The organism is Ruegeria sp. BC5, from assembly GCF_056539205.1.
Map to the genome: position 1 here is coordinate 105,874 of NZ_JBQFUN010000002.1, position 22,886 is coordinate 128,759.

The following is a 22,886-nucleotide window of genomic DNA, read 5'->3' on the forward strand; positions in this document are numbered from 1 at the left end:
GGATCAGTCGGGTTTCCGGGCGATGATCCAGGTCGGGTGATAGGTCAACGGAACCCCGTCCTTGCCGCCAAACTGCCGAACATAGTCATTATTGAAGGAAAGCAGGCTCGACTTTGTCCACGGCTTCTGCGCGCGCCCGTTCACTCCGGTTCTGCGCAGATGGTCCAGCACGTCGCGAGGAGAGGAAAACTGCATCTGCTGTTTGGATTCTCCGGCACTGACGACGTTCAGAATACCTTCGACAGCAGCGGCCAAAACCTCCGGTCCACAAAGGCCGGGCGCCTTCGCCGCCGATCCAATCTGCACCAGTTCCTGATATTGCAGCGGGCCAAAACCGGAAACCGCCAGCCAGCCTCCGGGGGCCAGCGCCTGCGCGGCCCGGTGCAGGAACGCGGCGGGATCGGGCAACCACTGGATCATTGACGCCGAGGCAATCAGATCCGGTTTCGCAGGCCATGCGACCGTTTCCGCATCACCACACAGAAATCCTGCACCAAAGGACGCGGCGGTCTCATATGCCTCGGGTGACAGATCGTTGACGGTCAAACCATCAAACGCGAACTGCGCGCAAAGCCTTTGGGTCAAATGACCGGTGCCACAGCCAAACTCCAATCCGGACGCAAAATGCGTCGGAGCACCGTCACGTTGCAAATCCTTCGCCAATCGCTCAGCTATCCGCGCCTGTTGGTTGGAAGCCTCGTGGTACGAGTGGAAACTGCGGCTAAAACTACGCTGGACGCGGCTGGTCATCTGGGCATTCATGCGATCCACTCCTGCCAGTTCTGACCGTTGGCAAAGGGTATATGCGCGGTTGGAACAGTTCGGACTGCTTCTTGTTGATCAACCCACGCTGCCTTTTGGGCGGATGTGGAAATGATCCGGTCCCTCAGCGGCATCCAAATCCGGTCGAACCCGGGATCGGGTGCCGGGCCACGTTCGATCACCGCGTGCAACTCTGCTTTTGCCGTGTCGATATCTATTTCGGGCGCCGGACCTTCCAGCCCAGCTCGGCGGCAGAACTTGGCAAAGCTGGCGGTGCTAAGTTGATCGGCCGTGGCCCGGATCATGTCCGGCGCGATGCCGCGTTCGACATCGGCGGGATGCAAAGTGCCGCTGACCGCGATCAGCCGATCTGGCCGCACCCCCGTTTGTGCCAACCAATGCGCGGCCGAGGCCACGCCAAACGAGAACGCGATCAGGGTGACCCTGTCATAGTTTGACAGCTCGCTCAGCGGGTTATCCAAACGGATATAGTCGTCGACGAACAAGACATCCGTATTGCCCTCAAGGCTTTCGAAAGGACCCGGGCCAAGGGCCCAGCCCCCGAAGACCAAAAGCACCTCGGCCGTGCCTGAGCGGGACAACCAGCGCTGTTTCATGACATCCCTCGAACCAGCGATACCATGGCCGAGGTTACGCGGCTTAGCTCATCTGATGAGATGATATAGGGCGGCATGCAATAGATGTTGCGTGCGAACGGTCGCAGCCAGACGCCGGTTTCCAACGCCAACCCATGCGCTACCGACGCGTCGACCCAGCCTTCCATCTCGATAACACCGATGGCGCCCAAGACGCGCACATCTGCCACACCGGGCAAGTCGCGCGCCAGAGCCAGCTCCTGCGTCATCTGCACAGCGATACCCGCCACTTCCGACCGCCAATCGCGGACCGAGAGTTGTTCCAGACTGGCCACCGCCGCCGCGCAGGCCAGCGGGTTAGCCATATAGGTGGGCCCGTGCATCATGACGCCGGCCTCGCTTTCCCCAATCCGTCGTGCGACGGTTTCGGTGGTGACCGTAGCCGCCAACGTGATATGCCCACCTGTCAGCGCCTTACCCACGCACAGAATATCTGGCACAATGTCGGCATGGTGCAGGGCAAACAGCTCACCGGTGCGGCCAAAGCCAGTGGCGATCTCATCGAAGATGACTAGCACGTCATGTGCCTTGCACATCTCATGGGCGCGCTGCAGCCAGGTCGGGTGGTAGAAATACATCCCCCCTGCCCCCTGAACCACAGGTTCAAGGATCAGCCCCGCGATCTGGTCAGCTTTCGCCTCCAGCAACTGTTCCAGTGCATTCAGCCCGTTCAGGTCACCATCCTCGGACCAGTCCTGACCAAAGGCGATCTGTGGGCGCGGCAGGAAATGCTGAACGGACAGGGCGCCCGCAAACAACCCGTGCATTCCGTTGACCGGGTCGCATACGCTCATCGCTTTCCAGGTGTCGCCGTGATAGCCGCCGCGGATGGTGGCAAACTGCGTTCGCCCCTTGCGACCCTGCGCCATTTGGTACTGCACCGCCATTTTCAGGGCTACTTCGATGGCGACCGACCCGCTGTCGCTGTAGAAAATGCGATCCAGCCCGTCGGGCAAAAGCCCGATCATTTTCCGGCCCAGTTCAATCGCGGGTTCATGTGTCAGCCCACCAAACATCACATGCGGCATCTGATCCAACTGCGACTGCATGGCTGCGATGATGGCCGGGTGACGATGCCCGTGCACCGCACACCACCAGGACGACATGGCGTCGATCATCTGCGTACCGTCCTGAGCCGTCAGCCAAACCCCATCTGCCCCCGTGATCAGGTGCATCGGGCCGGGTTCCAGCACGTTCGTGTATGGGTGCCACAGATGGCGGGCATCAAACTCCAGCGGTGTCATAAGGCACCTCGGATCGCGTCAATGTCGATGGCAGAAAATGCGTTAGACAGAGTTTCGCGTGAAAGGTTTTCGACGAAGGGCAGCCTGCCCAAATGGCGGATATTGGTCATTTCGGCGATGGTCTGTTCCACGTCCGGCTCTGGGTCGCCAACAAAGGCCACACCAATCACTTTGCACCCTGCATTGCGCAATGCCATCAGGGATAGGGTCGTGTGATTGATCGTACCCAGTGCGGTACGCGCCACCAGCACAATCGGGGCCTGCCACTGCGCAATCACATCCAGGAAAAAGACCTGACGGTTCAGCGGCACCATCAACCCGCCCGCGCCTTCAACCACAAGTGGGCCGGGTACCGGCGGCAAGGTCAGGCGGGCCGGGTCGATTTCAATCCCCATATCCTCGGCAGAGAGATGTGGCGAGGCGGGCATGTTCAGCCGATACGCCTCGGGCAGCACCTCGGCCCCGGTCAGGGCCTTGACGGTTTCCGAGTCTGTGGCCTCTTCTAGCCCCGACTGCACAGGTTTCCAATACCGCGCGCCAAGGACTGCTGTCAGGCCCGCTGCAAAGACAGTTTTCCCGATGCCCGTATCCGTTCCGACTACGATGACAGGGCTCATGCGGCCTCGCTTTGTTGCTGCGCTAGGGTTTCGAACAAGGCGGTAATATTGGCCTGTGAAACATTGCCCGTAACCGAAACCCGTAGCCGCGATGTGCCGCGCGGAACCGTAGGAGGGCGAATGCCGCGCACGTCAAAGCCTTGCGACTGCAGGGCTGCGGTCGTCTGCATCGTGTGCGCTTCGTCCCCAAGAATGACGGGGATGATCTGACTGTTCAGCACACCCGGCGACACGCCATTCCGACGCGCTTCGGCATGGGCATGATGTATTCGAGCGTTCGCCGCCTCGGTCAGTCCGGTGTCTGATTGCAAATGCGCCAGTACAGCTCGCACCAGGGCCGCGTTAAACGGAGATGGCGCGGTCGCAAAAATGAACGGCCGTGCCCTGTTGATCAGCGCGTCGATCATCAGCCGTGGGCCACAGATCAGTCCGCCCGAAACGCCCAGACCCTTACCGCAGGTATGCAATGTCAGCACTTCGGCCTTCAACCCATGCGCCAGTCCTTTGCCGTGTGGGCCGAAAACACCGGTCGCATGGGCTTCGTCCACGACCAACACCGCTTCCTGCTCCACAGCCAGATCGGACAGCGCGTTCAGGGGCGCGAGATCACCCTCCATCGAATAAACGCTTTCCACGGCAATCCAGATTTGACCGGACCCTCCTGCGGAAAGCCAGTCGGCAATAACACGGCGTGCGTCGGCCACATCGTTATGAGCAAAGGCCCGCGTGTCGGCCCGGCCCATACGCATGCCTTCATGAGCGCTGGCATGAACCAGATCGTCATACAGGATCAGATCACCACCAGCGGGAAGGGTCGAAAAAATCGCCTGATTGGCCTGAAACCCGCCACCCATGAACAAGGCGGCTTCGGCGTCGAAAAACGCGGCGGCCTCAGCCTCCAACGCCTCATGTACCGGGTGATTGCCGCGCAGCAACCGCGACCCACCCGATCCCAGCGGCACACCGCGATCCAGCGCCTTTTGCGCGGCACCTTGCAGCCATGCAGATTCGGACAGACCCAGATAATCATTCGAGGCAAAGTCCAGCCCACGCCTCGGGGTCAGCACCCGGCGACGATGCCGGGCGCCTAATGTTTCAAGCATCGAGTTCAGGCGACCCAATACTTTCATTCAGCAGCTTCCGCACAGCTTTGCCCGGCCACGGTTTCGGCTTGCAACCCAAGCTTGGCAAACAGGATCGCGTCGGTGTCTTCTTCCGGGTTCTCTGCCGTCAGCAGCGTTTCCCCCACAAAGATCGAGTTCGCCCCGGCCAGGAAACACATGGCCTGATGCTCATCGGTCATATCGCTGCGTCCGGCAGACAAGCGAACATAGGATTTCGGCATCATGATACGGGCGGTGGCGATCACACGCACGAACTCGATCGGATCGATCGGCTTGGCGTCCGCCAGCGGTGTGTCTTCCTGCGGCATCAGCATGTTAATCGGCACCGATTCAGGTGCGGGTCCCATATTGGCCAGTGTGACCAACATATCGACACGGTCGCCGACCTCTTCACCCATCCCCAGGATACCGCCGGAACACACTTTGATCCCGGCTTCTTGCACGCGGGTCATTGTATCGATCCGGTCGGCGAAGGTGCGGGTGGTGATTACTTCGGGGTAATAACGCTCGGACGTGTCGATGTTGTGGTTGTAATAGTCCAGGCCCGCGTCACGCAGGCGAAACACCTGGTTGTCGTCTAGCATGCCCAGTGTCATGCAAGTCTCCATGCCCATCTCGCGAACGCCTTCGACCATGGCCACTAGCGCATCCATGTCGCGATCTTTCGGTTCACGCCAGGCCGCGCCCATGCAGAACCGGGTAGCGCCACCGTCTTTGGCCTTGCGGGCCTCGGCCAGCACGCGCTGAACCTCAATCAGTTTCGAGGCCGACAGCTTCGAACCGTTGCGCGCCGATTGCGAACAATAGGCACAATCTTCTGCACAGCCACCTGTCTTGATCGACAACAGCTTGGAGGTCTGAATCTTGTTGGGATCGAAATTCTCGCGATGCACGGTCTGCGCGCGGAACAGCAAATCCATCAGGGGAAGATCATATACGGCCTGCGCCGCCTCGCGGGTCCAAGTGGGGGAGGTGTTTTCCATTTTATCGATAATCTATCCAAAACTCCATGCCTAGCCTTTCTAATATCGATAATACAACAAACTACAACTTAAATCTAATTCAACAGCGCCGAACCGCGAAGCGTGATCAAAGCCCAGCCACCTGCGGTAAAAGGTAGACTCCTGTTTCAGGGGCACAATTGACCGCAATACGGCAGCCATACGCCTGACTGAGCAAATCGTCGCACAATGTATCCACCGGCGTGCCCTGGCTGAGGATTTGCCCATCCGACAGTAGAATCACATTGTCGGCACACATGGCCGTCAGGTTCAGATCATGCATCACCATGACCACCCCGCCGCCGCTGGCCGCGAAATCCCGAACAATTTGCATCACCTGCAATTGGTGGCCGATATCCAGACTGGAAACGGGTTCGTCCAGAAACAACCAGCGCGACCCTTTCGGCCCGGTCGGTTGCCACACCTGCATCAGAACGCGGGCCAGTTGAACACGCTGCTGCTCACCCCCTGACAGTTCCTGATAGAACCGCCCTTCAAATCCACCCAAACCGACACGAGTCAGCGCATGCAGGGCAATCCGGTCGTCCATAGCTCTGCGCATACGCCCCATGCGGATCACCTCTAACACGGTGAACGGAAAGCTCATTGGAGTCGCTTGTGGCAGGACGGCACGAATGTCGGATAGCTCAGCAGCGCTGGTTCGCGCGATATCCCGACCGTTCAACGTAACGGCCCCGTCATGGTCCAGATCGCCGGTCAGCGCGGCCAACAAGGTAGATTTACCCGCCCCCGACGGGCCCACAACGGCAGTCACCTGTCCGGGCTGGGCTGAGAAAAACAGATTGCTTAGGATCGTGCGGCGCCCCAGCTGAACGCTCAGGTCTGTGACAATCAACATGGTCTAAAGGTCCACAATTCCGCGTTGCCTCAACAAAATCCACAGAAAGAACGGCGCGCCGATGACTGCGGTGACAATCCCAATGGGCAGCTCAGACGGCGCGATGATCATTCGGCTGATCAGGTCGGCCAGCACCAGAAGCGCCGCACCCAGAAGGGCCGAATTGACCAGCAGGTATTTGTGATCGGGCCCCGAGGCCAGTCGCAGCAGATGCGGCACCACGATACCCACAAACCCGATCCCACCACTGACGGCCACAGCTGCCCCGGTCGATGCGGCGACGACCAGAATGGCGCAGGTTTTCAGATGTTGCACGCGGATGCCGATATGCCCGGCTGCGGCTTCGCCCAGGGCCAGACCGTTCAGACCCAGCGCCAGAAATGGCGACAGCATTAGGGGGATCAGGATCAACGGGGCCGCAACCATGATCTTGCCCCAACTGCTGCCCGCCAGAGAGCCCATGGACCAAAAGGTGAAATCCCTCAACTGCGCGTCATCCGCCACATAGACAAGGATGCCTGTCAATGCCATCGCCAGTGCGGTCAGCGCAATCCCGGCCAGCAGCATCGTTGCAACAGAGGTTCGGCCACGCCGCGTTGCAACCCGATAGAGCAGCATTGTGGTGATCCAGGCGCCAAGGAACGCAGCAATCGGGACAAGCCATGTTGCCAGCCCGGCGGCAACGGTCAAAGTCCCGCCCAGAACAATCGCACCGACCGCCCCCAAGCTGGCCCCGGCGCTGGCTCCAACTATGCCCGGATCGGCCAGCGGGTTGCGGAATAAGCCCTGCAGCACCGCCCCAGACACAGCCAGCGCCGCCCCAACAAGACAACCCATGATCACACGGGGCGCGCGGATATCCAGCAAAACCACCCGGTCCCGTAAGGACAGGTCTTGGCCCTGTGCCATATCAATGAATGCCTGCCACAACGACGTGCCAGCCGATCCCGTTGCAAGCCCGGTCAGCACCACCACACTCAATACAACGATCAAAACCCAGCTGAGCCGACGCGCGGTTACGCTCCGGTCGCCGTCGATTGCCATCCGGTCAGCGGTTTGGTCAGCCATTGGCGCCGCGCAATCCAGCTGCAAGATCAGAGATGGCCTGCCCGGTGCGCACCGAAAAACCCAACAACAACATGCCATCCATCCGCAACAATTTAGCGTTCTGACCTGCCGGTGTGGCCGCAATCGCAGGGTGTTTGAAAACCTCTTCATCTGTCAGGGAAATCTGTCGGCCGCTGTCCATCAGCAAGATGACATCGGGGGCTGCTGTAATGATCGCCTCATCCCCCAATGGTTTATAGCCCTGAAACCCCTTAACAGCATTTGTGGCCCCGGCCAGCTCGATAATACCCTGCGCTGCCGTATCCTGCCCTGCGGCCAGCACGCGCCCACCCTGCATTGCCAGTACAAACAGAACACGCTGATCGGCCAATTCACTGTGCGCAGTGGCGGCATCGATTGCGCCGCCAACGCGTTGCGCCAGTGCTTCGCCTTCATCAGGAACATCCAGCGCCTTGGCAACGGCCTTGATCTTGGCGACAACCGCCGCGCGATCATGGCCCATCGGTATACTGACCAAAGGGATATGAGTTTCGGCCAGAACCTCCAGCGTTTCCGGCGGGCCTGCGCCCTCTTCTGCCAAGATCAGATCGGGGCTGACCGACAGCAACCCCTCGGCGGACAAGCGGCGCACGTAGCCTATGTTTGGCAATGCGGCGACCTGCGGCGGATGGTTCGACGTGCTGTCGCGTGCCACCAGCCGGTGTTCTTGTCCCAGCGCATAAATGATCTCGGTGATCGATCCCCCGGCCGAGACAATGCGTTTCGCCGGGTCGGCATGCAGACCAAATGCAGATACCAACAGCACCAATCCGGCAAGTTTCAGTTTTGCGCGCACCCGAGTCATGCCGGAACCTCCTCTGGGCGGCCCTCAAGCGACGCAACAAGGTCGTTCCAGATTGCAGCTGAGGCAGGCTCGGCCAGCACGCCAAAGATTTGCAATATCAGTGCGCCCTGCGCGTCAAACGCCTCGACCGAGATCGCATCGCCTCGTTTGGTGGATTTCCTGGCCTGCCAGACCTCGGCGATGTGATCGGTGCGTAGGTGCAGGTTAAAGCCAGGATCCAGCACATTCAGCCATGGGCCCATCTGCTTGACCTCTTTGAGGGGTCCGGTGTGAATTTCGATGCACCCCTGATTGCCAACAAAAACCATGATCGACAGGCCTGTTTTTGCGGCGCTGTGCAGAATTGTGTCGACAGCCGATATCGCCAGAGGCCGCACATATGGCGCCCCGGCCATGCGATAGGCCCCCAACCTGTTCAGCTTAAGCTTGCGAACCATCTGGAGAAACTGATGGGTATCTGTGATTTCATCCCATCCAGCACGCAGACGGTCGATTTTCTCAGGGTCGACCTTGGCAGGTTCGACCGCTGCGCGCGGTTCAACTGTCAGAGTGTCTGACTGGTCCGGCAGTTTCAGGGCCTCGATCACGGCATCCCATTCCTCGATCACAGAGGTATCGCGCAAAAAGACCTTGTGAACCGCATCACCTGCGGCGTCGAAAATCTGAAGGGACAGGCGTTCCGAGCCATCCTCAAGCGTTTTGGCCACGGCAAAGCCGTAAACCCAGTGACGCGGGAACATGCGCAGATCAATATCGTGATTGGCGATCAGCGCCGCGTGGGGGCCGCCACGGTAATCATCGTAAATCCCCACCTTCTCGATCACGCAGCTTTCGTTGCGAGTCAGTGCCATGACCTCGCCCAATCGGTTCACTAAGGGCATCAGCCGGTCCATGTCGGGGCTTATGCGGGTGGCTCCGTGTCCGACATGCGCGGCCACCAGCTGTGCCTCGGTGATGCCGAGTTGATCCGCCAGATCACGCTCGCGCCGCTTGGGGTTTTCCAACCGCGCAGCACGGATTTCAGAAGGGCTTGGATGGGTCATGGTCGTCTCCACAATGGTATCGAAACGCATTTGGCTGGGACCGAGACGACCGGGCTGCGCGCTGTTTTTAGCTTTCTTTGCCCTTGTCCTAAGCGGTCCTGCCTGTGGCATCAAGGGCACGCAGCATTTTTCTGACAAAAATAGTCTGGTATAGAAAAATCTAATCCGCTAAGGAGCCGCCCACATGGACCACAGCGCGCAGCATCTAGCGCGCAGGCCCGTAGAAACACCCAGCACATCGCGAGGTAGCATCTGAATTTCGCCTGTTTCAGGCGGGTGCATCTCTGACTGCACGATACACATACTGGGGGTTTCAATGAAATCAGCATTAAAGCGGCCTACCGCAAGCGTGGCCCTGACCAGCGCCGTTTTGGCGGCAACGCCGCTATGGGCGCAAGAACAAGAAGACGACATCATCCAACTCGATGACATCATCGTCACCGGCACCGGGCTTCCAACCGAGGTTTTCGACAGCCCGTCCTCCGTCACCGTTGTGGATGCCGGTGAAATCCGCGAAATCCCCCCGGCCTCAGTCGCCAATCTGTTGTCGGATGTGCCGGGCGTTCAGGTGTCCGAGAATGATCTGGATCGTATCCGTATCCGTGGCGAAGATTCGCAGCGCGTCGCCATCCTGCTGGACGGTCAGCGCCTGTCGGATCACAACCGTTATGGAACACCTCTGCTGGTGTCACCCACCGATATCGAACGGATCGAGATCGTGCGTGGTCCTTCATCGGTTGTCTCAGGCAATCGGGCCATCGGTGGCGTCGTGAACATCATCACCAAACGCGGCGCAGACAAACCGGTCGAGGTTTCCGGCACCGCAGGTTACATCGGGTCCAATGACGGCTATCGCGCCGCTGCCAGCATCGCAGGTACGTTCAACGATTTTGACTATCGTCTGTCGTATTCGAAACTGGACCTGAACGACCGCGAAACACCCGACGGTGATCTGGTGCCCTCCAGCAGTGAAGAACACGGCGTGCTGGGCTTTGTCGGATACCGCTTTGGCAACAGCTATGTCGGCCTGCGCGCACAGGATTTCGACGCCTCGACCGAGGTGTTCACCGGCAGCCCGGATGCCAAGATCAACCTGCCCAAACGGGACCTGCGCAAATACAGCGCGTTCTACGAAGGCGAAGACCTGACGCCCTGGATGTCGATGCTGAAGTTCAGCGCTTACACGCAAAAGGTCGACCGCGTGTTCGACAGCGAATTCACCAGCAGCGGCGGGCCGGTCACCACCATTGTCAACGCGGGATCGGACGATGAACAGACAACCAGCGGGTTCGTGGCAACAGCAAACTTTGAATTTGCGCCCGGTCACCGATCGGTCATCGGGCTTGAATATGACGATGACCGGCTAGAGACCACCAAGACCTCTGATATCACGATCATTCCGCCCTTTGGACCGCCCAGCCAAATCAGCGTGCCCTCTTTCACGGATGCGGAAATCCGAACGGCCAGTATTTTTGGACAGCATGAAGCAACCTTTGGCGATTTCGTCGCCACGGTCGGCGCGCGCTACTATAGCGTCGAAAGCGATCTGAACGAACGAACGGTCAACGGGTTTCCGCTGCCGGATGCCAGCAACAGCGATGACCGCTGGCTGGGCTCGATTGGTGCCGTCTACAATCTGTCAGATGACGCCATCCTGCGGGCCAACATCTCGCAAGGTTATACATTCCCGTCCCTGTCCGAGCTGTACCTGTCCACGTCGGCTGGCGGCCAGGTCATCAATGGCAATCCGAACCTGAAACCCGAAACGGCGACCAACTATGAAATCGGTGCGCGCGTGGATCGCGGGAACTTCGTGCTGGATACGGCCATTTTCTATACCGAAGCCAAGGACTACATCACCACCGTGGCCGATCCGGTCAATCCGGCCGAGCTGATTTATGACAATGTCGAAAGCGCAGACAGCTGGGGCATTGAAATCGCGGCCGAGGTTGATCCCGGCTGGGGCGGTGTGCGCCCCTATGTCATCGTGTCGAATGTGACCCGAGAGTTCACCTATTCCAACGGGTTCAGCACCAAAGACAGTGGCACCCCGGAATGGACAGGGACGCTTGGTGTGCGCTCAGACTGGCAGACAGCCAGCTTGACGGGCACCTGGGATATGTTCCTGCGGGGCGAAAGCGCGGCCAAGTTGCGAGACGAAAACGGCAATATCGTCGACAGCGGGACAGCCACCGGCACCAACCCGACCTCGGGCTGGACCACGCTGAACTTCCGCGGCAGCGTGGATTTGACCGAGAACGCATTGCTGACGCTCGAGCTTAACAACATCCTCGACAGGTCCTACCGGGCCAATGACCAGATCCCGGCTGCAAAACGCAATATCAACCTATTCGTCACTGCAACCTTCTGACCCGAAGAACAGCGGGGCCACGGGGTAACCCGGTTGGCCCTGCACACAGGAGAACCTTATGATATCCCGATTGATCCTGTTTATGGCCCTTGCGATGGTACCGGTTGCCCTCGCCGCGCAAGACACCCTGACACCCCCAGCGCCAGAGGTTCTGGTGTCAGGCGACCAGATTGGACCAGCGCAACCAGTTTCGGCTGAACCCAACGAGCCCGTGCCTGGGCACAGCACAGGTGTGGAAACCGCGCAGGATGCCTCGGTCCAGGCGGCCGAGTTTCTGCGCAAAGGCGGACCATCGATCTGGGCCATCGCGGCACTGTCTGTGGTCACCGTTGCCCTGATCCTGTGGAAGATTTGGCGGCTGGCCCTGATCGGGGCATGGTCGAGAGGCAAGGCCGGTCAGGCCGTGGATTTGTTCGAGACTGGGGAGCCCGATGCCGCTGCTACGACGCTCTATGGCCGCCGGGGAATTCGATCCAAGGTGATGAGCCATGCCATCCGGTCCATTCGCACCCTACCCGAAGACCGCGCCCGCGAAGAGGTTTCGCGCGTGGCCAAACGCGAGATTGCCGACGCCGGTACCGGCCTTCGAGCACTAGAGCTGATCGCAACGATCGCACCTCTGTTGGGTCTGTTGGGCACAGTTCTGGGCATGATTGCAGCGTTTCAGGCGCTGCAACAGTCAGGCAACCGCGCCGATCCCTCCCTATTGGCTGGCGGCATCTGGGAGGCGCTTCTGACCACCGCAGCAGGTATGGCCGTGGCCATCCCAGCCTCGGCCGCGCTGACGTGGTTCGAGGCCGTAATCGACCGCATCCGCCGCGATTTGGAAGACGGCGCAACCCGTATTTTCGTATCAGGCAAGCCGGGCAATCTGAAACTGGCTGCCGAGTGATCTGATGCAATTCGCCCCAATTGCAAAACCCAGACGCAAGCCCAACCTCACGCCGATGATCGACGTGGTGTTCCTGCTTTTGGTGTTCTTCATGTTGGCGTCCCGCTTCGGCATCGAGTCCATCTTGCCGCTGCCGCTGGCCTCTGCGGGCCACGAATATAGCGGACCGCCGCGCCTGATTGACGTCCTGCCCGACCAAGAGTTGCTGAACGGCATCGCCAGCGCGGATATAGCCCGTGATCTTGCACCACTGATGCAGGTCCCCACGGATTTGGTGATCTTGCGCGGCAGGGATGGCGCGACATTGCAACGGATCGTGACCGTCACCGAGATCCTGCGTGACGCCGGGTTTATTTCGGTCGTTTTGGTGGAATAGCGCGATGAATTTCTCGGACCCATCCGGCAAACCGCGCCCTGCATCCATCCTGCCGATGATCAATGTCGTGTTTCTACTGCTGATCTTTTTCCTGATGACGGCGAACCTGATCAAACCCGAGCCGTTCGAAGTTACCCCGCCAAAATCGACATCCGACACCGACCCCAAGGTTAAGCGGGTGCTTTATGTCGACAAAACTGGCCGTATGTCCTTCGAAGGGGAGGAAGGAAACGCGGCGCTGGTCGCCTTGGCAACGATTAGCGAAACCAACAGCGTCGTCCAGGTTCGCGCCGATGCGCTGCTTGAGGCCAAAGTGATGTCGGGGCTGCTGCGTGGTCTTGCACATGCGGGGCTGAACCGGGTCGAGCTTGTGGTGGCCCGAAAATGAAACGCTGGGTTGAAGCCTTTGTTTTTGTTGCTCTGGCCGCCGCCTTGCATCTCGCCGCCTTTGCCAGCCAGCCAAAGTCTGGTGTTGTTGCGGGCGGTGTTGGTGGTGCGGATCTGGCAACGATAAAAGCTGCCGCCCCCTCGGTGGCCGAGATGGTCAAAACGTGGGAGGCTGCGCCCATCACGCCCACCCGGCAGACGCCGACCGTGCAAGTGCCGCAAACCCCGGCCGTCCCCGCCGGGCCAATCTTAAAAATCGATCAGGCCCCAATGGCTCAAATGACAATCGCACTTGCCCCGCCAGAACCGGAGAAGCTGCCGCAGGTGGACACGGCACTGCCGCCACCAGTTGTCGCGCCGACGGAAAGGGCCGAGCGTGAATCTCAACAGCCAGACAAGACGCCCGCGCAGGACGGTCGAAAAGCCAAGGTAACCGCCGCAGGTGTCAACAAACAGGTTGCCGCAGGTTCAGGTGACGGATCGCAGGCCGGGGCGGGATCGGCGGAAGTGAACGCTGGGTCCTCTGGAAAGCAAGCAAAGCTCAAGGTGTTTTGGGGTGCAAAAGTTCGCGCCCGCATCGAGCGCAACAAGCAATCGTTGCGCCGCACGGATGGTGGCAGCGCCACGATCACCCTGACCGTTTCGCGCGATGGGCGTCTGTTGTCGCATAAACTGCTGAAATCCTCGGGCAATTCGGCACTGGATCAGGCCGCGCTTAGCGCTGTGGCCCGTACAAAGCGCGTACCGAAAGCACCCAAGGGGTTACAGGGCGATAGCTTTCGCTTTTCTGTACCGATCAGGTTTGAGCCCCGTTAACCGGCGCCACCGTCAGGAAAACGGATGTGGTTCCAACAGAATTCGAACCGAAATCGCGATGAAAAACAGCGCGCTGCCGGTCAGGACAAACACGTGCCAGATGGTGTTGTGAAACGGCAGGTGTTCCGAAAGATAGAATGCAACGCCGACGGTATAAACGACACCGCCCGCCATCATCAGCCACACTATTGTCGGCGACAGCTCGGTCAGCATGGATTGTCCGGCCCAAATGATGGCCCATCCCATCATCAGATACAGGCCCAGACCAAACCACCGAAACCGGTTTGGATCGATCAGCTTCAATGTTGATCCCAGCGTCGCCGACGACCATAAGCCAATCAAAAGCCCCCATGCCTGCCCGCCCGAAAGCAAAACGAACGGCGTGTAGGTGCCAGCGATCTTGACGTAGATACCCGAATGATCCAGCCGGCGCAGTAGATCGGACCATCTGTCATTGTCGACCATGTTGTAGAGGGCGGAAAACGTCAGCATCAACACCAGCGTCACGCCATAGATCGAAACTCCCAGTACCGCCTCGGGCTCGGAGCGGTGCTGGGCGGTGATCGTGATCAGAACTGGCACGGCAACAAGGGCCGCGGCCACGCCCAATACGTGTACAACCCCATCGCTGATACGTTCGGCCCGGGTATAGGCCGGCCGGATATCTGCAAAAGACCACATGTCTCAAATCTAGGGGCCGGATCGCAACCCGACAAGTTTAGGTCGGATCATCCCCTGCCTTGGGGTCTTTGTACCTGTTCAGGTCAAACACCCCTGCCTGTATTGGCTTCTGATCCAGGAACATCTCGTAAATCCGATCGCTGAGCGCCCAGAATTCGGGGCTTGTCCGGCGCACGCCGTATTCTGCCACCAGGGCCATGTAATCGCTTTGCGATCTGACGGATTTCAACGCGGTTATGAAGGGGGCCACCTGGTTCTGCCGGACATGGAAATAAAAGTTCGGATAACTGCCGATCAGACCCGGAAGAATTGTCACCTTGTCCTCGGCCGGGAGTCGGCGCGCCTTTTCTTCAAACAGAAAGGCGACGTTGGAATGCGCCTTGTCATGGGCCAGGGTGAACAACTCTGCCCCGCCGCCATCTTGCTCGACCACAAGAACGGACAGGTCGGGCAGATATTTCACCCAATCTCCGATCTGATCCGCCAGATCGCGCAGCAAAATGCCTGACTGATCCGAGGGGCAATCACCGTCCACACATCGGTTGATCGGGTCGGTGGTGGGCCACAGGCCGTTGCCACGTTCCAGCAAGGTCAAGAGGAACTCTTGCTTAGGAGTGGTGGTTGCAAAGGTGATGCCGGTGGGGAAATGTCCATCAACGTGGCGACGGTGCCAATAGGTAAGCCATTCGGCCAACACGCCCTGATACCAGCCTTGATGCATCTGCGACCTGACATCCCGTGGCATGAAAAACAGGAACGTATCCTCACTCTCCATCCGCAGCTCGTTCATATAAAGCCGCGTGGTCAGCTGATGCTCGACCCGGCCGAAAACATCATAGCCCGCGACAAGGTCATAGTAGATACGTTCGAACACCGGGAAATCCAGAACCCACGCGGTTTCGGGAATGCCGCCGTGAAATCCGGTCATGGCCGAGGCGTTGTCGAAGTGACGGAACACGGTGATCAGAGCGTTGGGGTTAGAGCCGTCGCCGTCCCAGATCGAGCCATAGTCAAACCCGGTTTCGTATATCGGGGCCTTCTTGTACCGTGCGTCCCGAAACTCGAGATACCGAACCTGGTTCTTGTGCGAAAACCCCGGCAACGCGCCCAATGCACTGGCGTCGGCCTCTGACACGGGCAACTCCAGATAGATGGCCCCGTCTTGCAGAAAGCTGGGGTCGGTAACTGACAAATCCGCTTCCGGGTCAAGGAAGCTGACCCAGAACCGGTCTTCGATCACATCAACTGCGGTCGCTCCGTGACAGACAGGGCCGCGTATGAAGCTGCGGACAAAAAACAGCGCATCATCCAACAGGAACTGATAGCGGCTTTTGGCGGGCATCTGCATATAGGTGCTGAATGGATTGCCGCCCTCGGCATCGCCATAGGGGGGTAGCTCAGTGAGTGTCCAATCGGGGTCCAAAAACAATTGTCGATAGCGAGCCATGCGATCTGGTCCCATCGAATAGACCAGATGTTCCTTGTGGACGATCGTTTCGGTGACTTGCTGCAAACGATAGTAGAACGCACCCGCCCCCGGATCATCGAATGGCCGCCGCGTGGCGATAATGTCTATGGCTTCACCCGGCGCTGTGGTCGAGCGGACAAGTTGGAAGAACCGCCGCGCATCGTCGCCCTGAAAATGGAGGCGGGCCAGAAACAGGTGTTCGTACAGATACCGGCTCATCAACTGGCTGCGCATGTCGTTTGAGTTCAGGAATGCCTCCCACTGCGTGATCTGGTCCTGAATCTCTGAGGGAATTTCGGTTGCAACAGGTGGCAGCGCTGCGCCGCTGCGCGCCCAGGTCATGAGGACCTGAAATTCGGCATCCGCCAGTGGCGCTGTGCCATAGGGCATGCCCGCAAGCGCATGATCGCGGCTGAACTGATCAAATTCACCGGATGTCGGACAGACCAGAGGGCGATCAAGCGCCAGACCAAGCTCGCTCGGAAGTGGCGCGTTAATCGGCATCGGATTCTGTCGCCCCAGCTCAAGATACCGTTCCAGCAGGCCCGGAGCTTCGGCATCATTTGGATCACGGGTTACCGTGTGAAATCCCAGCGCCCGCCATTCGGGGACCGTTTGCGCATCAATCCCCAGCCGCGTGGGCTGGGCATCGGTCAAACGCTCGGTATGATAAACGGCCTGTTTGCTTGCCCCGCGCTGAACGCCTGCGGGCGAGGTGAGCTTCAACTGACAGGGTGCGTCATAGCAGCTGTGGCAGACGACACAGCGACGGTCCATGATCGATTTCACATCAGCCAAGCTTTGACCCTGCGCAGCGGGGCTGGTCGTTCCCTGGGCCCGGGCATCCATGGTAAAAAGACCAATGCTGACCACAGTCATCGCGATTGCGATTTTCAGCAGCAATAGACGTTTTCGCATCTGCGCTCCCCCGTAACTTGCCGATATCATTGCAGTTACAGGGGGTATTAGGCAAGAATCGCTTGATCGTCAGCCGGTGTGATATCCGGGTGTCGAGCGTGAGATCGCAGTCTCTTCTTCTGTCATCTCAACCGGGAACCCGTCGAACAGGGGTGTACTCAGATACCGCTCACCCGTGTCAGGCAGCATGCACAGGACCGACGCGCCGGGCTCGGCCTGTTCAGCAATCTGCATTGCGACGGCAAAGGTCGCGCCGCCGGATATGCCGGTCAGGATACCCTCTTGGCTGGCCAACTTCTGCGCCCATTCAACCCCTGTCGGACCAGCCACCGGGATCAGCTCATCAAAATAGCGGTTGTCGATGGATTCCTGCAAAACTGCGGGAATAAAGTCTGGCGTCCAGCCCTGAATGACATGCGGTTCGAACGCGGGGTGGCTTGAAACTGGATCGCTATCCTTGCCACGTTCGGTCGCGATGCCGCTGCTCACCAACTGCGCGTTGGCCGGTTCGGTCAGGATGATTTTGGTCTCAGGACTTTCAGCGCGCAAAACCCGCGACACCCCAGTAACCGTGCCACCGGTGCCATAGCCTGTCACGAAATAGTCCAACCTGTCGCCATTGAAGTCACCCAGTATTTCCCGCGCGGTTGTTGCGGCGTGGATCTCAGCATTGGCCTGAGTTTCGAACTGACGCGCCAGAAACCAGCCGTGTTCCTCGGCCAGTTCGACTGCCTTGCGGTACATGCCAAAGCCTTTTTCCGCCTTTGGCGTCAGAACAACCTTTGCACCCAGCATTCGCATCAAGCGACGACGTTCAGTCGAGAAGCTTTCGGCCATAGTCACAACCAGCGGATAACCCTTTTGCGCGCAGACCATCGCAAGACCGATGCCCGTATTACCACTGGTGGCCTCGACAACCGTCTGGCCAGGTTTCAGGGCACCGCTGCGTTCTGCGGCTTCGATGATATTGACGGCAAGACGATCCTTGACCGATCCGGCGGGGTTGAACGCCTCGAATTTAACGAACAGGTTGACGGCTTCGGGTCCCAGATTGTTGATGCGGATCGTGGGGGTGTTTCCGATCGTGTCGAGTACACTGTCAAAGATCCGGCCATTGCCCGATGTGGTTCTAAGTTTGGCATCAGTCATTGGGTTTCCTTACATGGTCGCGCGTTTCATCAGACCTGTTTACCCGGCGCTTAGGACAATGTCCCGAAAACCTTTCACCTCAGATATCCAGCACAACCGTGTCCGACCCCTTGGCGGGCACGGCACAACAGATCAGCACCTCGTCTTCTGAATGTTCAGCTGATGGTTCGGTGCGATAGGCAACTTGACCGGCAATCTTGCGGGTTAGACAGCTGCCGCATGATCCTGAACGGCAGGAAAAGGTTGGTGTCAATCCCTGCGCCTCGGCCACCTCCAGTAAGGTCGGGTCGCCTTGCGCCCATTGCACCTTTTGATTGCTGGCTTTGAATTCCACATTGGCGGCCTCGGCCTCAGGTTCGGGCTGGAACGCGACGGCGTTCTCGTCGACGCGCCGCGCCAATGCGGCAGGGCCAAAGGCTTCGGCATAAATACGGTCATTCCGCACGCCGAGACCGCGCAGCATGTCATAGATCGCTTGCATGAAAGGGGCCGGGCCACAAAGAAAGAAGTCGTAGTCATCCAGAGGCAGCGTATCTTGGATCAGTTCGGGCGTGATGTAGCCTTTTGCGTCAAAATCCACCCCCACGCGGGTGCCTTCTTCGGGCTGTGAGACAACCGAGACATAACGGATCTTTCCGCCGCCCTCGGCCGCAGCCTGTTGCAGGTCACTGTGAAAAGCCCGCTGTCCCACGGTTTGCGCGGCGTGAAAAATGGTCAGGTTGCGCGTGTGGCGGGTTCGCGCGCCTTCGTGCATCACGTGGCGGGTCATCGACATCATCGGTGTGATACCGACCCCGCCCGCAAACAGCACAGCAGGCCGGGTTTCAGACGCATCCAGAAAGAACTGACCTTTCGGGGCTTTGACCTCGACCAGATCACCGACCGACAGTGTTTCGTGCAAATGGTTTGACATCACGCCACCCGGTTCGCGCTTGACGGAAATCCGATACCCGGCATCGCCGGGCGCTGAGGATACCGTGTAGGTCCGCGTTGCCGGCGCCGTGCCATCGGGGCTAGTGCGAAGTGTCAGAAACTGACCTGCTTCAAACGGCAACAGAGGCAGGTCATCCGTGGCCTCGAAGATGAATGACCGGATCACGTCGCTTTCATCCTGAACAGCAGCCACCCGCAGGGTTCGCCACTGACGGCGCAGTGCTTCAGCCTCTCGCCTGGCCTCGGCTGTTTGCCAGTCATCCGCCATCAGACTGTTGGGCGAAAACTCCAGAAATTCAGCTCGGAAGGGCAGCGCGTCATGAAGGCGTAGGCCGTGATCCAGATGAAACCACCAACCCCGGCTTGCACCATGGAAGCCCGCGATATCGGGATGGTCTTCTGACAGCACCTCAACCGTCCCAGTCAGCATCAGCACATCGCCGGTCTGATAATCCGGAAATACTAGGCCCGCCCTCGGATTTACGAGGAAGTTGCCCAGCGTGTTGAAGAAATTATTGCCTGCAAAATCAGGAACCAACAGGCTGTTGCCCTCAACCCGCACAAACCCCGACCGCCCGCCACGATGTGAAACGTCAACGCCCGTATGGTCGGGGGTGTTGGCGTGGCTGGCGACATAAAACGAATTGGCCGTCGCGATCATGTCCCGGGCTCTTGGGTCCAGCTCAAATAGCCGATCGACAGAGCGGGCGACGTTGGCGTCCGGCTCTCGGACAAAGGTAACATCATGGGTCTGGATGTACTGCGGACAATTCCCGAATGACTGCACCACATCCAGAGAGAAACCGCCATTTTCGACCCGCCCAACGGTGGCATTCATACGGTTGCGGCGCCGCGTGGAAAGTTCGACCCCGACGACACCGATGGGCGCGCCGGGCTTCAGCGCCGTTCGCACCGGGTCGTCTGGCAGAGGCTGGACGTCAACATCAAGCCGACGGTCATGCGGTGAATGGATAAACCCCGGCCGACCCGAGATCATCGACGCCCAGGGCCAACCATCAGGATCGACGCTGCCCACTACAAGAAAAGGCAGCTTGCCCAAGAACTCTCGATGCTGATCGGGCATGTAGGGGCGGATGTAGTTCCGGCCAACAGCCTCCATCTTTTCCCGTTTGCCGATGCGGGATTGCATATCCCGTTCACCTGCGTGGAAAGGCGATGTATCTGATGCGGTCGGGGCGTTCATGGCAGACCTCATATGTCAGGGGCGGGTTGACCAGCCACAAATGCGCAGCTGGCCAAGGGGTGGATCAGGCCGCGTTCAGACCAACCGCGGTGCGAGGCATCGGGACAAAGCCGTCCAGCGCCTCGACATTGGCCAGAAGGCGGCGCACGTTTGCGTAAGGTTCAAGCGAAACGTCACCTTCAGGCGCATGCGCGGTGTAGCTGTAGATGGCGACATCCGCGATTGTTGGGGCATCCCCAACCAGCCACTCGCGGCCTTCAAGATGCGCATCCAGCTTGGCAAGAACCTTTGCCGCGGTGGCGTGGGTAAAGTCCTTGTTCAAGGGCGCATTGAAAACATTGATCAAACGCGCAGCGGCAGGGCCAAAGGCGATCTCACCAGCTGCGAGGGTCAGAAACTTCTGCACTTCGGCCTCATGCACTGGGTCCGCAGGCAGATAGGACGGTGCATATTTGCGCGCCAGATAGACCAGAATGGCGTTGCTGTCGGTGATGACCACATCACCATCTTCAAGCACCGGTACCTGCCCCGCTGGGTTCATCGCCAAAAACGGCTCGCGCTTATGCTCACCACCAGCCAAATCCACATCGATGACGTCATGATTAATACCGGCAATGCTGGCAAACAGGACGGCACGATGGGCATGGCCGGACAGGGGGAAGCTGTGAATTCGGATTGCGTTGGACATTTGAAAGCTCTTTCTCTGATTGAAGGGGTTCGGCTGAGGGTCAGCATCTATGCGCCAAACTTAGATTGCTTTATCAGAGGCGATAATATACGCATTCAGAGAATTACTATGAACGCAGTGTAGATAATGGACACGATCCAAGGCATGCGCACCTTTGCGGCGGTGGCGGCACATTCTTCGTTTACCGAAGGCGCAAAACAGATCGGCATCAGCACCAAGCTGGCCAGCAAATATGTCGGTCAGCTTGAGGACCGCCTGAACGCGCAATTGTTCAACCGCACCACCCGCAGCGTCACCCTGACCGATACCGGACGGTCCTATTACGAGCGTTGCGTTTCACTGCTGGACCAGTTTGATGAATTGGAAGGGCTGGTCCAGAAACGCCAGACCGAATTGGCGGGGCGTATACGGATCACCGCGCCAACCGGGTTTGGCTCGGCCGAACTGATACATTTGCTGAAACCGTTCCAAACCGAGCATCCGAAAGTCACGATCGAATTGCACCTGTCTGACCATCACGTCTCGATGGTCGAAGAAGGGTATGACCTTGCCATTCGCTTTGGCGCACTGAAGGATTCCAACCTTGTGGCGCGCAAGCTGACGGACATGCGTATTGTCTGCTGTGTGTCGCCCGAATATCTGGCGCAACATGGGACGCCGCAAGAGCCCGCCGCCTTATCCACCCACAACTGTCTACTACAGACCACCGGCAATATGATCGACAATTGGGCTTTCAAGGGATCGGACAGGGAATACGTGGTTTCTGTATCCGGAAACTTTCGCGCAAATTCCCCTCGCGCTGTGGCGCATATGGCAGCGGACGGGCTGGGGATTGGCCGGATTCCATTGTACACGGCACAGCCCTTTTTGGACACGGGCCGTCTGCAATTGCTGTTTGAAGCACAAGAGGCAATATCGCTCGGACTCTACGCAGCCTATCCGCAAAACCGCCACCTGACCGCTCGGATTCGAGCGTTAATCGACTTTCTGGTGAAACAGTTACGCGGGGCTTAGAGCCCCAACGCCTTCGAATATTTCTAACCGCAAGATGTGGGGGCTGAATCATGGTTGCAAAAATAACTACCTTCTGATAGGTAGGCTCTCATTGATATTACTTCCAAAGGAATCGCACCTATGAAAATCCATGATATCGAAGGGTTTCCAAACCCAACCCGCATCCGCATCGCCTTGGCTGAAAAGGGCGCATCTGACAAAGTTGAGTTCATTCCGGTGGACGTGATGGGCGGTGAGCACCGCACCCCTGAATTCAAAGCTAAAAACCCTGACGCCGCAGTTCCCTGCCTGGAGCTGCCCGATGGCACACATATCGCGCAGTGCAACGCGATCACCGAATATATTGATGCGACATTCGACGGCCCATCGCTGACTGGGGAAACAGCTAAGGAACGCGCGCAAATCTCGATGATGAACCTGCGGGCGGAAAACGGTCTGCTGAACGCGGTCGGCACATATTTCCATCACGCGACCCCCGGCCTTGGACCGGATCTTGAAACCTATCAATGTGCTGAATGGGGCTTGAAACAGAAAGAGGTGGCCGGGCAAACCATGGCTTATCTGGATTCAGTTCTGGCCGAGAATGAATATCTTGCTGGCGACACTTTCTCGGTGGCAGACATCACGGCCTTCGCCGGATTGGCTTTTGCCGACTTCGCCAAGGTCGACATCCCGGAAAACCTGACCCATCTAAAGGCATGGCGTGCAAAAATGGCGGCGCGCCCGTCCATCGCGGCCTGAACCAGCCTCTGCCACTGAAGTCGAAAGGAA

Annotated in this window: 22 protein-coding genes; 7 read left to right on the top strand and 15 right to left on the bottom strand. The window is 58.7% G+C overall.

The genetic code is table 11. From position 1 onward, the window contains the following. Positions 1–3: 3 nt before the first annotated feature. The 10 genes from ACR0LY_RS08635 to ACR0LY_RS08680 all read right to left on the bottom strand — a co-directional run bounded on the left by ACR0LY_RS08635 (position 4) and on the right by ACR0LY_RS08680 (position 9,218). Positions 4–762 (bottom strand): methyltransferase domain-containing protein, encoded by a 759-nt coding sequence (locus tag ACR0LY_RS08635; RefSeq protein ID WP_170349941.1) that lies wholly within the window; start codon positions 760–762, stop codon positions 4–6. After that, on the bottom strand, positions 759–1,379 hold the full coding sequence (locus ACR0LY_RS08640) for a pimeloyl-ACP methyl esterase BioG family protein (RefSeq protein ID WP_170349942.1): 621 nt from the start codon (positions 1,377–1,379) through the stop codon (positions 759–761). Before ACR0LY_RS08640 ends, ACR0LY_RS08635 begins: the two co-directional genes overlap by 4 nt. Further along, positions 1,376–2,662, bottom strand: a complete 1,287-nt coding sequence (gene bioA, locus ACR0LY_RS08645) for an adenosylmethionine--8-amino-7-oxononanoate transaminase (protein ID WP_170349943.1) — start codon at positions 2,660–2,662, stop codon at positions 1,376–1,378. The genes ACR0LY_RS08640 and bioA overlap by 4 nt, the downstream gene beginning before the upstream one ends. Continuing rightward, positions 2,659–3,279, bottom strand: coding sequence for a dethiobiotin synthase (gene bioD / locus ACR0LY_RS08650; RefSeq protein WP_170349944.1), 621 nt, complete (start codon positions 3,277–3,279; stop codon positions 2,659–2,661). The genes bioA and bioD overlap by 4 nt, the downstream gene beginning before the upstream one ends. Further along, complete coding sequence (locus tag ACR0LY_RS08655; RefSeq protein ID WP_170349945.1) at positions 3,276–4,409, bottom strand: 8-amino-7-oxononanoate synthase; 1,134 nt, start codon at positions 4,407–4,409, stop codon at positions 3,276–3,278. Before ACR0LY_RS08655 ends, bioD begins: the two co-directional genes overlap by 4 nt. Further along, positions 4,406–5,386 (bottom strand): biotin synthase BioB, encoded by a 981-nt coding sequence (bioB, locus tag ACR0LY_RS08660; protein WP_170349946.1) that lies wholly within the window; start codon positions 5,384–5,386, stop codon positions 4,406–4,408. Before bioB ends, ACR0LY_RS08655 begins: the two co-directional genes overlap by 4 nt. Positions 5,387–5,492: 106 nt before the next feature. Continuing rightward, positions 5,493–6,263 carry a heme ABC transporter ATP-binding protein gene (locus ACR0LY_RS08665; protein ID WP_170349947.1) on the bottom strand — a complete coding sequence of 257 codons (771 nt, stop codon included), beginning with the start codon at positions 6,261–6,263 and terminating at the stop codon, positions 5,493–5,495. Between the two features lie 3 nt (positions 6,264–6,266). Further along, positions 6,267–7,331: a FecCD family ABC transporter permease gene (locus tag ACR0LY_RS08670; RefSeq protein WP_170349948.1), complete on the bottom strand. Its 1,065-nt coding sequence runs from the start codon at positions 7,329–7,331 to the stop codon at positions 6,267–6,269. Continuing rightward, positions 7,324–8,175 (bottom strand): heme/hemin ABC transporter substrate-binding protein, encoded by an 852-nt coding sequence (locus ACR0LY_RS08675; protein ID WP_170349949.1) that lies wholly within the window; start codon positions 8,173–8,175, stop codon positions 7,324–7,326. The genes ACR0LY_RS08670 and ACR0LY_RS08675 overlap by 8 nt, the downstream gene beginning before the upstream one ends. Then, entirely contained in the window at positions 8,172–9,218 is a 1,047-nt protein-coding gene (locus tag ACR0LY_RS08680; RefSeq protein ID WP_170349950.1) for a hemin-degrading factor, read from the bottom strand. The genes ACR0LY_RS08675 and ACR0LY_RS08680 overlap by 4 nt, the downstream gene beginning before the upstream one ends. 316 nt (positions 9,219–9,534) lie before the next feature. Between ACR0LY_RS08680 and ACR0LY_RS08685 the strand changes: the two genes are divergently transcribed. The 5 genes from ACR0LY_RS08685 to tolA are packed head-to-tail and all read left to right on the top strand — an operon-like array spanning position 9,535 to position 14,060. Then, on the top strand, positions 9,535–11,589 hold the full coding sequence (locus tag ACR0LY_RS08685; protein WP_170349951.1) for a TonB-dependent receptor: 2,055 nt from the start codon (positions 9,535–9,537) through the stop codon (positions 11,587–11,589). Between the two features lie 58 nt (positions 11,590–11,647). Then, on the top strand, positions 11,648–12,481 hold the full coding sequence (locus ACR0LY_RS08690) for a MotA/TolQ/ExbB proton channel family protein (RefSeq protein ID WP_170349952.1): 834 nt from the start codon (positions 11,648–11,650) through the stop codon (positions 12,479–12,481). Positions 12,482–12,485: 4 nt separating this feature from the next. Beyond that, positions 12,486–12,857, top strand: coding sequence for an ExbD/TolR family protein (locus tag ACR0LY_RS08695; RefSeq protein WP_170349953.1), 372 nt, complete (start codon positions 12,486–12,488; stop codon positions 12,855–12,857). A 4-nt stretch (positions 12,858–12,861) separates the two neighbouring features. Next, a complete protein-coding gene (locus ACR0LY_RS08700) occupies positions 12,862–13,245 on the top strand; it encodes an ExbD/TolR family protein (protein WP_170349954.1) in 384 nt (127 codons plus the stop codon). Beyond that, positions 13,242–14,060 carry a cell envelope integrity protein TolA gene (gene tolA, locus ACR0LY_RS08705; RefSeq protein WP_170349955.1) on the top strand — a complete coding sequence of 273 codons (819 nt, stop codon included), beginning with the start codon at positions 13,242–13,244 and terminating at the stop codon, positions 14,058–14,060. Before ACR0LY_RS08700 ends, tolA begins: the two co-directional genes overlap by 4 nt. A gap of 12 nt (positions 14,061–14,072) precedes the next feature. Here tolA and trhA read toward each other — a convergent pair whose 3' ends face one another. From trhA to ACR0LY_RS08730, 5 genes are all read right to left on the bottom strand, one after another. Beyond that, complete coding sequence (gene trhA, locus ACR0LY_RS08710; protein WP_170349956.1) at positions 14,073–14,741, bottom strand: PAQR family membrane homeostasis protein TrhA; 669 nt, start codon at positions 14,739–14,741, stop codon at positions 14,073–14,075. Between the two features lie 37 nt (positions 14,742–14,778). Next, entirely contained in the window at positions 14,779–17,127 is a 2,349-nt protein-coding gene (locus tag ACR0LY_RS08715; protein WP_254440211.1) for a fatty acid cis/trans isomerase, read from the bottom strand. 69 nt (positions 17,128–17,196) lie between these two features. Beyond that, a complete protein-coding gene (gene cysK, locus ACR0LY_RS08720) occupies positions 17,197–18,276 on the bottom strand; it encodes a cysteine synthase A (RefSeq protein ID WP_170349957.1) in 1,080 nt (359 codons plus the stop codon). A gap of 79 nt (positions 18,277–18,355) precedes the next feature. Beyond that, positions 18,356–20,413 carry an FAD-binding oxidoreductase gene (locus ACR0LY_RS08725; protein ID WP_170349958.1) on the bottom strand — a complete coding sequence of 686 codons (2,058 nt, stop codon included), beginning with the start codon at positions 20,411–20,413 and terminating at the stop codon, positions 18,356–18,358. Positions 20,414–20,477: 64 nt separating this feature from the next. Beyond that, the gene (locus ACR0LY_RS08730) at positions 20,478–21,101 is read right to left on the bottom strand and encodes a glutathione S-transferase family protein (RefSeq protein ID WP_170349959.1); all 624 of its coding nucleotides are present in this window, start codon (positions 21,099–21,101) and stop codon (positions 20,478–20,480) included. A gap of 126 nt (positions 21,102–21,227) precedes the next feature. Here ACR0LY_RS08730 and ACR0LY_RS08735 point away from each other — a divergent pair, with 126 nt between their 5' ends. Together ACR0LY_RS08735 and ACR0LY_RS08740 are read left to right on the top strand one after the other, a co-directional pair. Beyond that, on the top strand, positions 21,228–22,115 hold the full coding sequence (locus ACR0LY_RS08735) for a LysR family transcriptional regulator (RefSeq protein ID WP_170349960.1): 888 nt from the start codon (positions 21,228–21,230) through the stop codon (positions 22,113–22,115). 120 nt (positions 22,116–22,235) lie between these two features. Then, positions 22,236–22,856, top strand: coding sequence for a glutathione S-transferase family protein (locus tag ACR0LY_RS08740; protein ID WP_170349961.1), 621 nt, complete (start codon positions 22,236–22,238; stop codon positions 22,854–22,856). Positions 22,857–22,886: the final 30 nt, after the last annotated feature.

Coding starts and splice junctions, on each gene's coding strand:
- ACR0LY_RS08635 (WP_170349941.1), bottom strand. CDS start 762: ATGAATGCCCAGATGACCAGCCGCGTCCAGCGTAGTTTTAGCCGCAGT.
- ACR0LY_RS08640 (WP_170349942.1), bottom strand. CDS start 1,379: ATGAAACAGCGCTGGTTGTCCCGCTCAGGCACGGCCGAGGTGCTTTTG.
- bioA (WP_170349943.1), bottom strand. CDS start 2,662: ATGACACCGCTGGAGTTTGATGCCCGCCATCTGTGGCACCCATACACG.
- bioD (WP_170349944.1), bottom strand. CDS start 3,279: ATGAGCCCTGTCATCGTAGTCGGAACGGATACGGGCATCGGGAAAACT.
- ACR0LY_RS08655 (WP_170349945.1), bottom strand. CDS start 4,409: ATGAAAGTATTGGGTCGCCTGAACTCGATGCTTGAAACATTAGGCGCC.
- bioB (WP_170349946.1), bottom strand. CDS start 5,386: ATGGAAAACACCTCCCCCACTTGGACCCGCGAGGCGGCGCAGGCCGTA.
- ACR0LY_RS08665 (WP_170349947.1), bottom strand. CDS start 6,263: ATGTTGATTGTCACAGACCTGAGCGTTCAGCTGGGGCGCCGCACGATC.
- ACR0LY_RS08670 (WP_170349948.1), bottom strand. CDS start 7,331: ATGGCTGACCAAACCGCTGACCGGATGGCAATCGACGGCGACCGGAGC.
- ACR0LY_RS08675 (WP_170349949.1), bottom strand. CDS start 8,175: ATGACTCGGGTGCGCGCAAAACTGAAACTTGCCGGATTGGTGCTGTTG.
- ACR0LY_RS08680 (WP_170349950.1), bottom strand. CDS start 9,218: ATGACCCATCCAAGCCCTTCTGAAATCCGTGCTGCGCGGTTGGAAAAC.
- ACR0LY_RS08685 (WP_170349951.1), top strand. CDS start 9,535: ATGAAATCAGCATTAAAGCGGCCTACCGCAAGCGTGGCCCTGACCAGC.
- ACR0LY_RS08690 (WP_170349952.1), top strand. CDS start 11,648: ATGATATCCCGATTGATCCTGTTTATGGCCCTTGCGATGGTACCGGTT.
- ACR0LY_RS08695 (WP_170349953.1), top strand. CDS start 12,486: ATGCAATTCGCCCCAATTGCAAAACCCAGACGCAAGCCCAACCTCACG.
- ACR0LY_RS08700 (WP_170349954.1), top strand. CDS start 12,862: ATGAATTTCTCGGACCCATCCGGCAAACCGCGCCCTGCATCCATCCTG.
- tolA (WP_170349955.1), top strand. CDS start 13,242: ATGAAACGCTGGGTTGAAGCCTTTGTTTTTGTTGCTCTGGCCGCCGCC.
- trhA (WP_170349956.1), bottom strand. CDS start 14,741: ATGTGGTCTTTTGCAGATATCCGGCCGGCCTATACCCGGGCCGAACGT.
- ACR0LY_RS08715 (WP_254440211.1), bottom strand. CDS start 17,127: ATGCGAAAACGTCTATTGCTGCTGAAAATCGCAATCGCGATGACTGTG.
- cysK (WP_170349957.1), bottom strand. CDS start 18,276: ATGACTGATGCCAAACTTAGAACCACATCGGGCAATGGCCGGATCTTT.
- ACR0LY_RS08725 (WP_170349958.1), bottom strand. CDS start 20,413: ATGAACGCCCCGACCGCATCAGATACATCGCCTTTCCACGCAGGTGAA.
- ACR0LY_RS08730 (WP_170349959.1), bottom strand. CDS start 21,101: ATGTCCAACGCAATCCGAATTCACAGCTTCCCCCTGTCCGGCCATGCC.
- ACR0LY_RS08735 (WP_170349960.1), top strand. CDS start 21,228: ATGGACACGATCCAAGGCATGCGCACCTTTGCGGCGGTGGCGGCACAT.
- ACR0LY_RS08740 (WP_170349961.1), top strand. CDS start 22,236: ATGAAAATCCATGATATCGAAGGGTTTCCAAACCCAACCCGCATCCGC.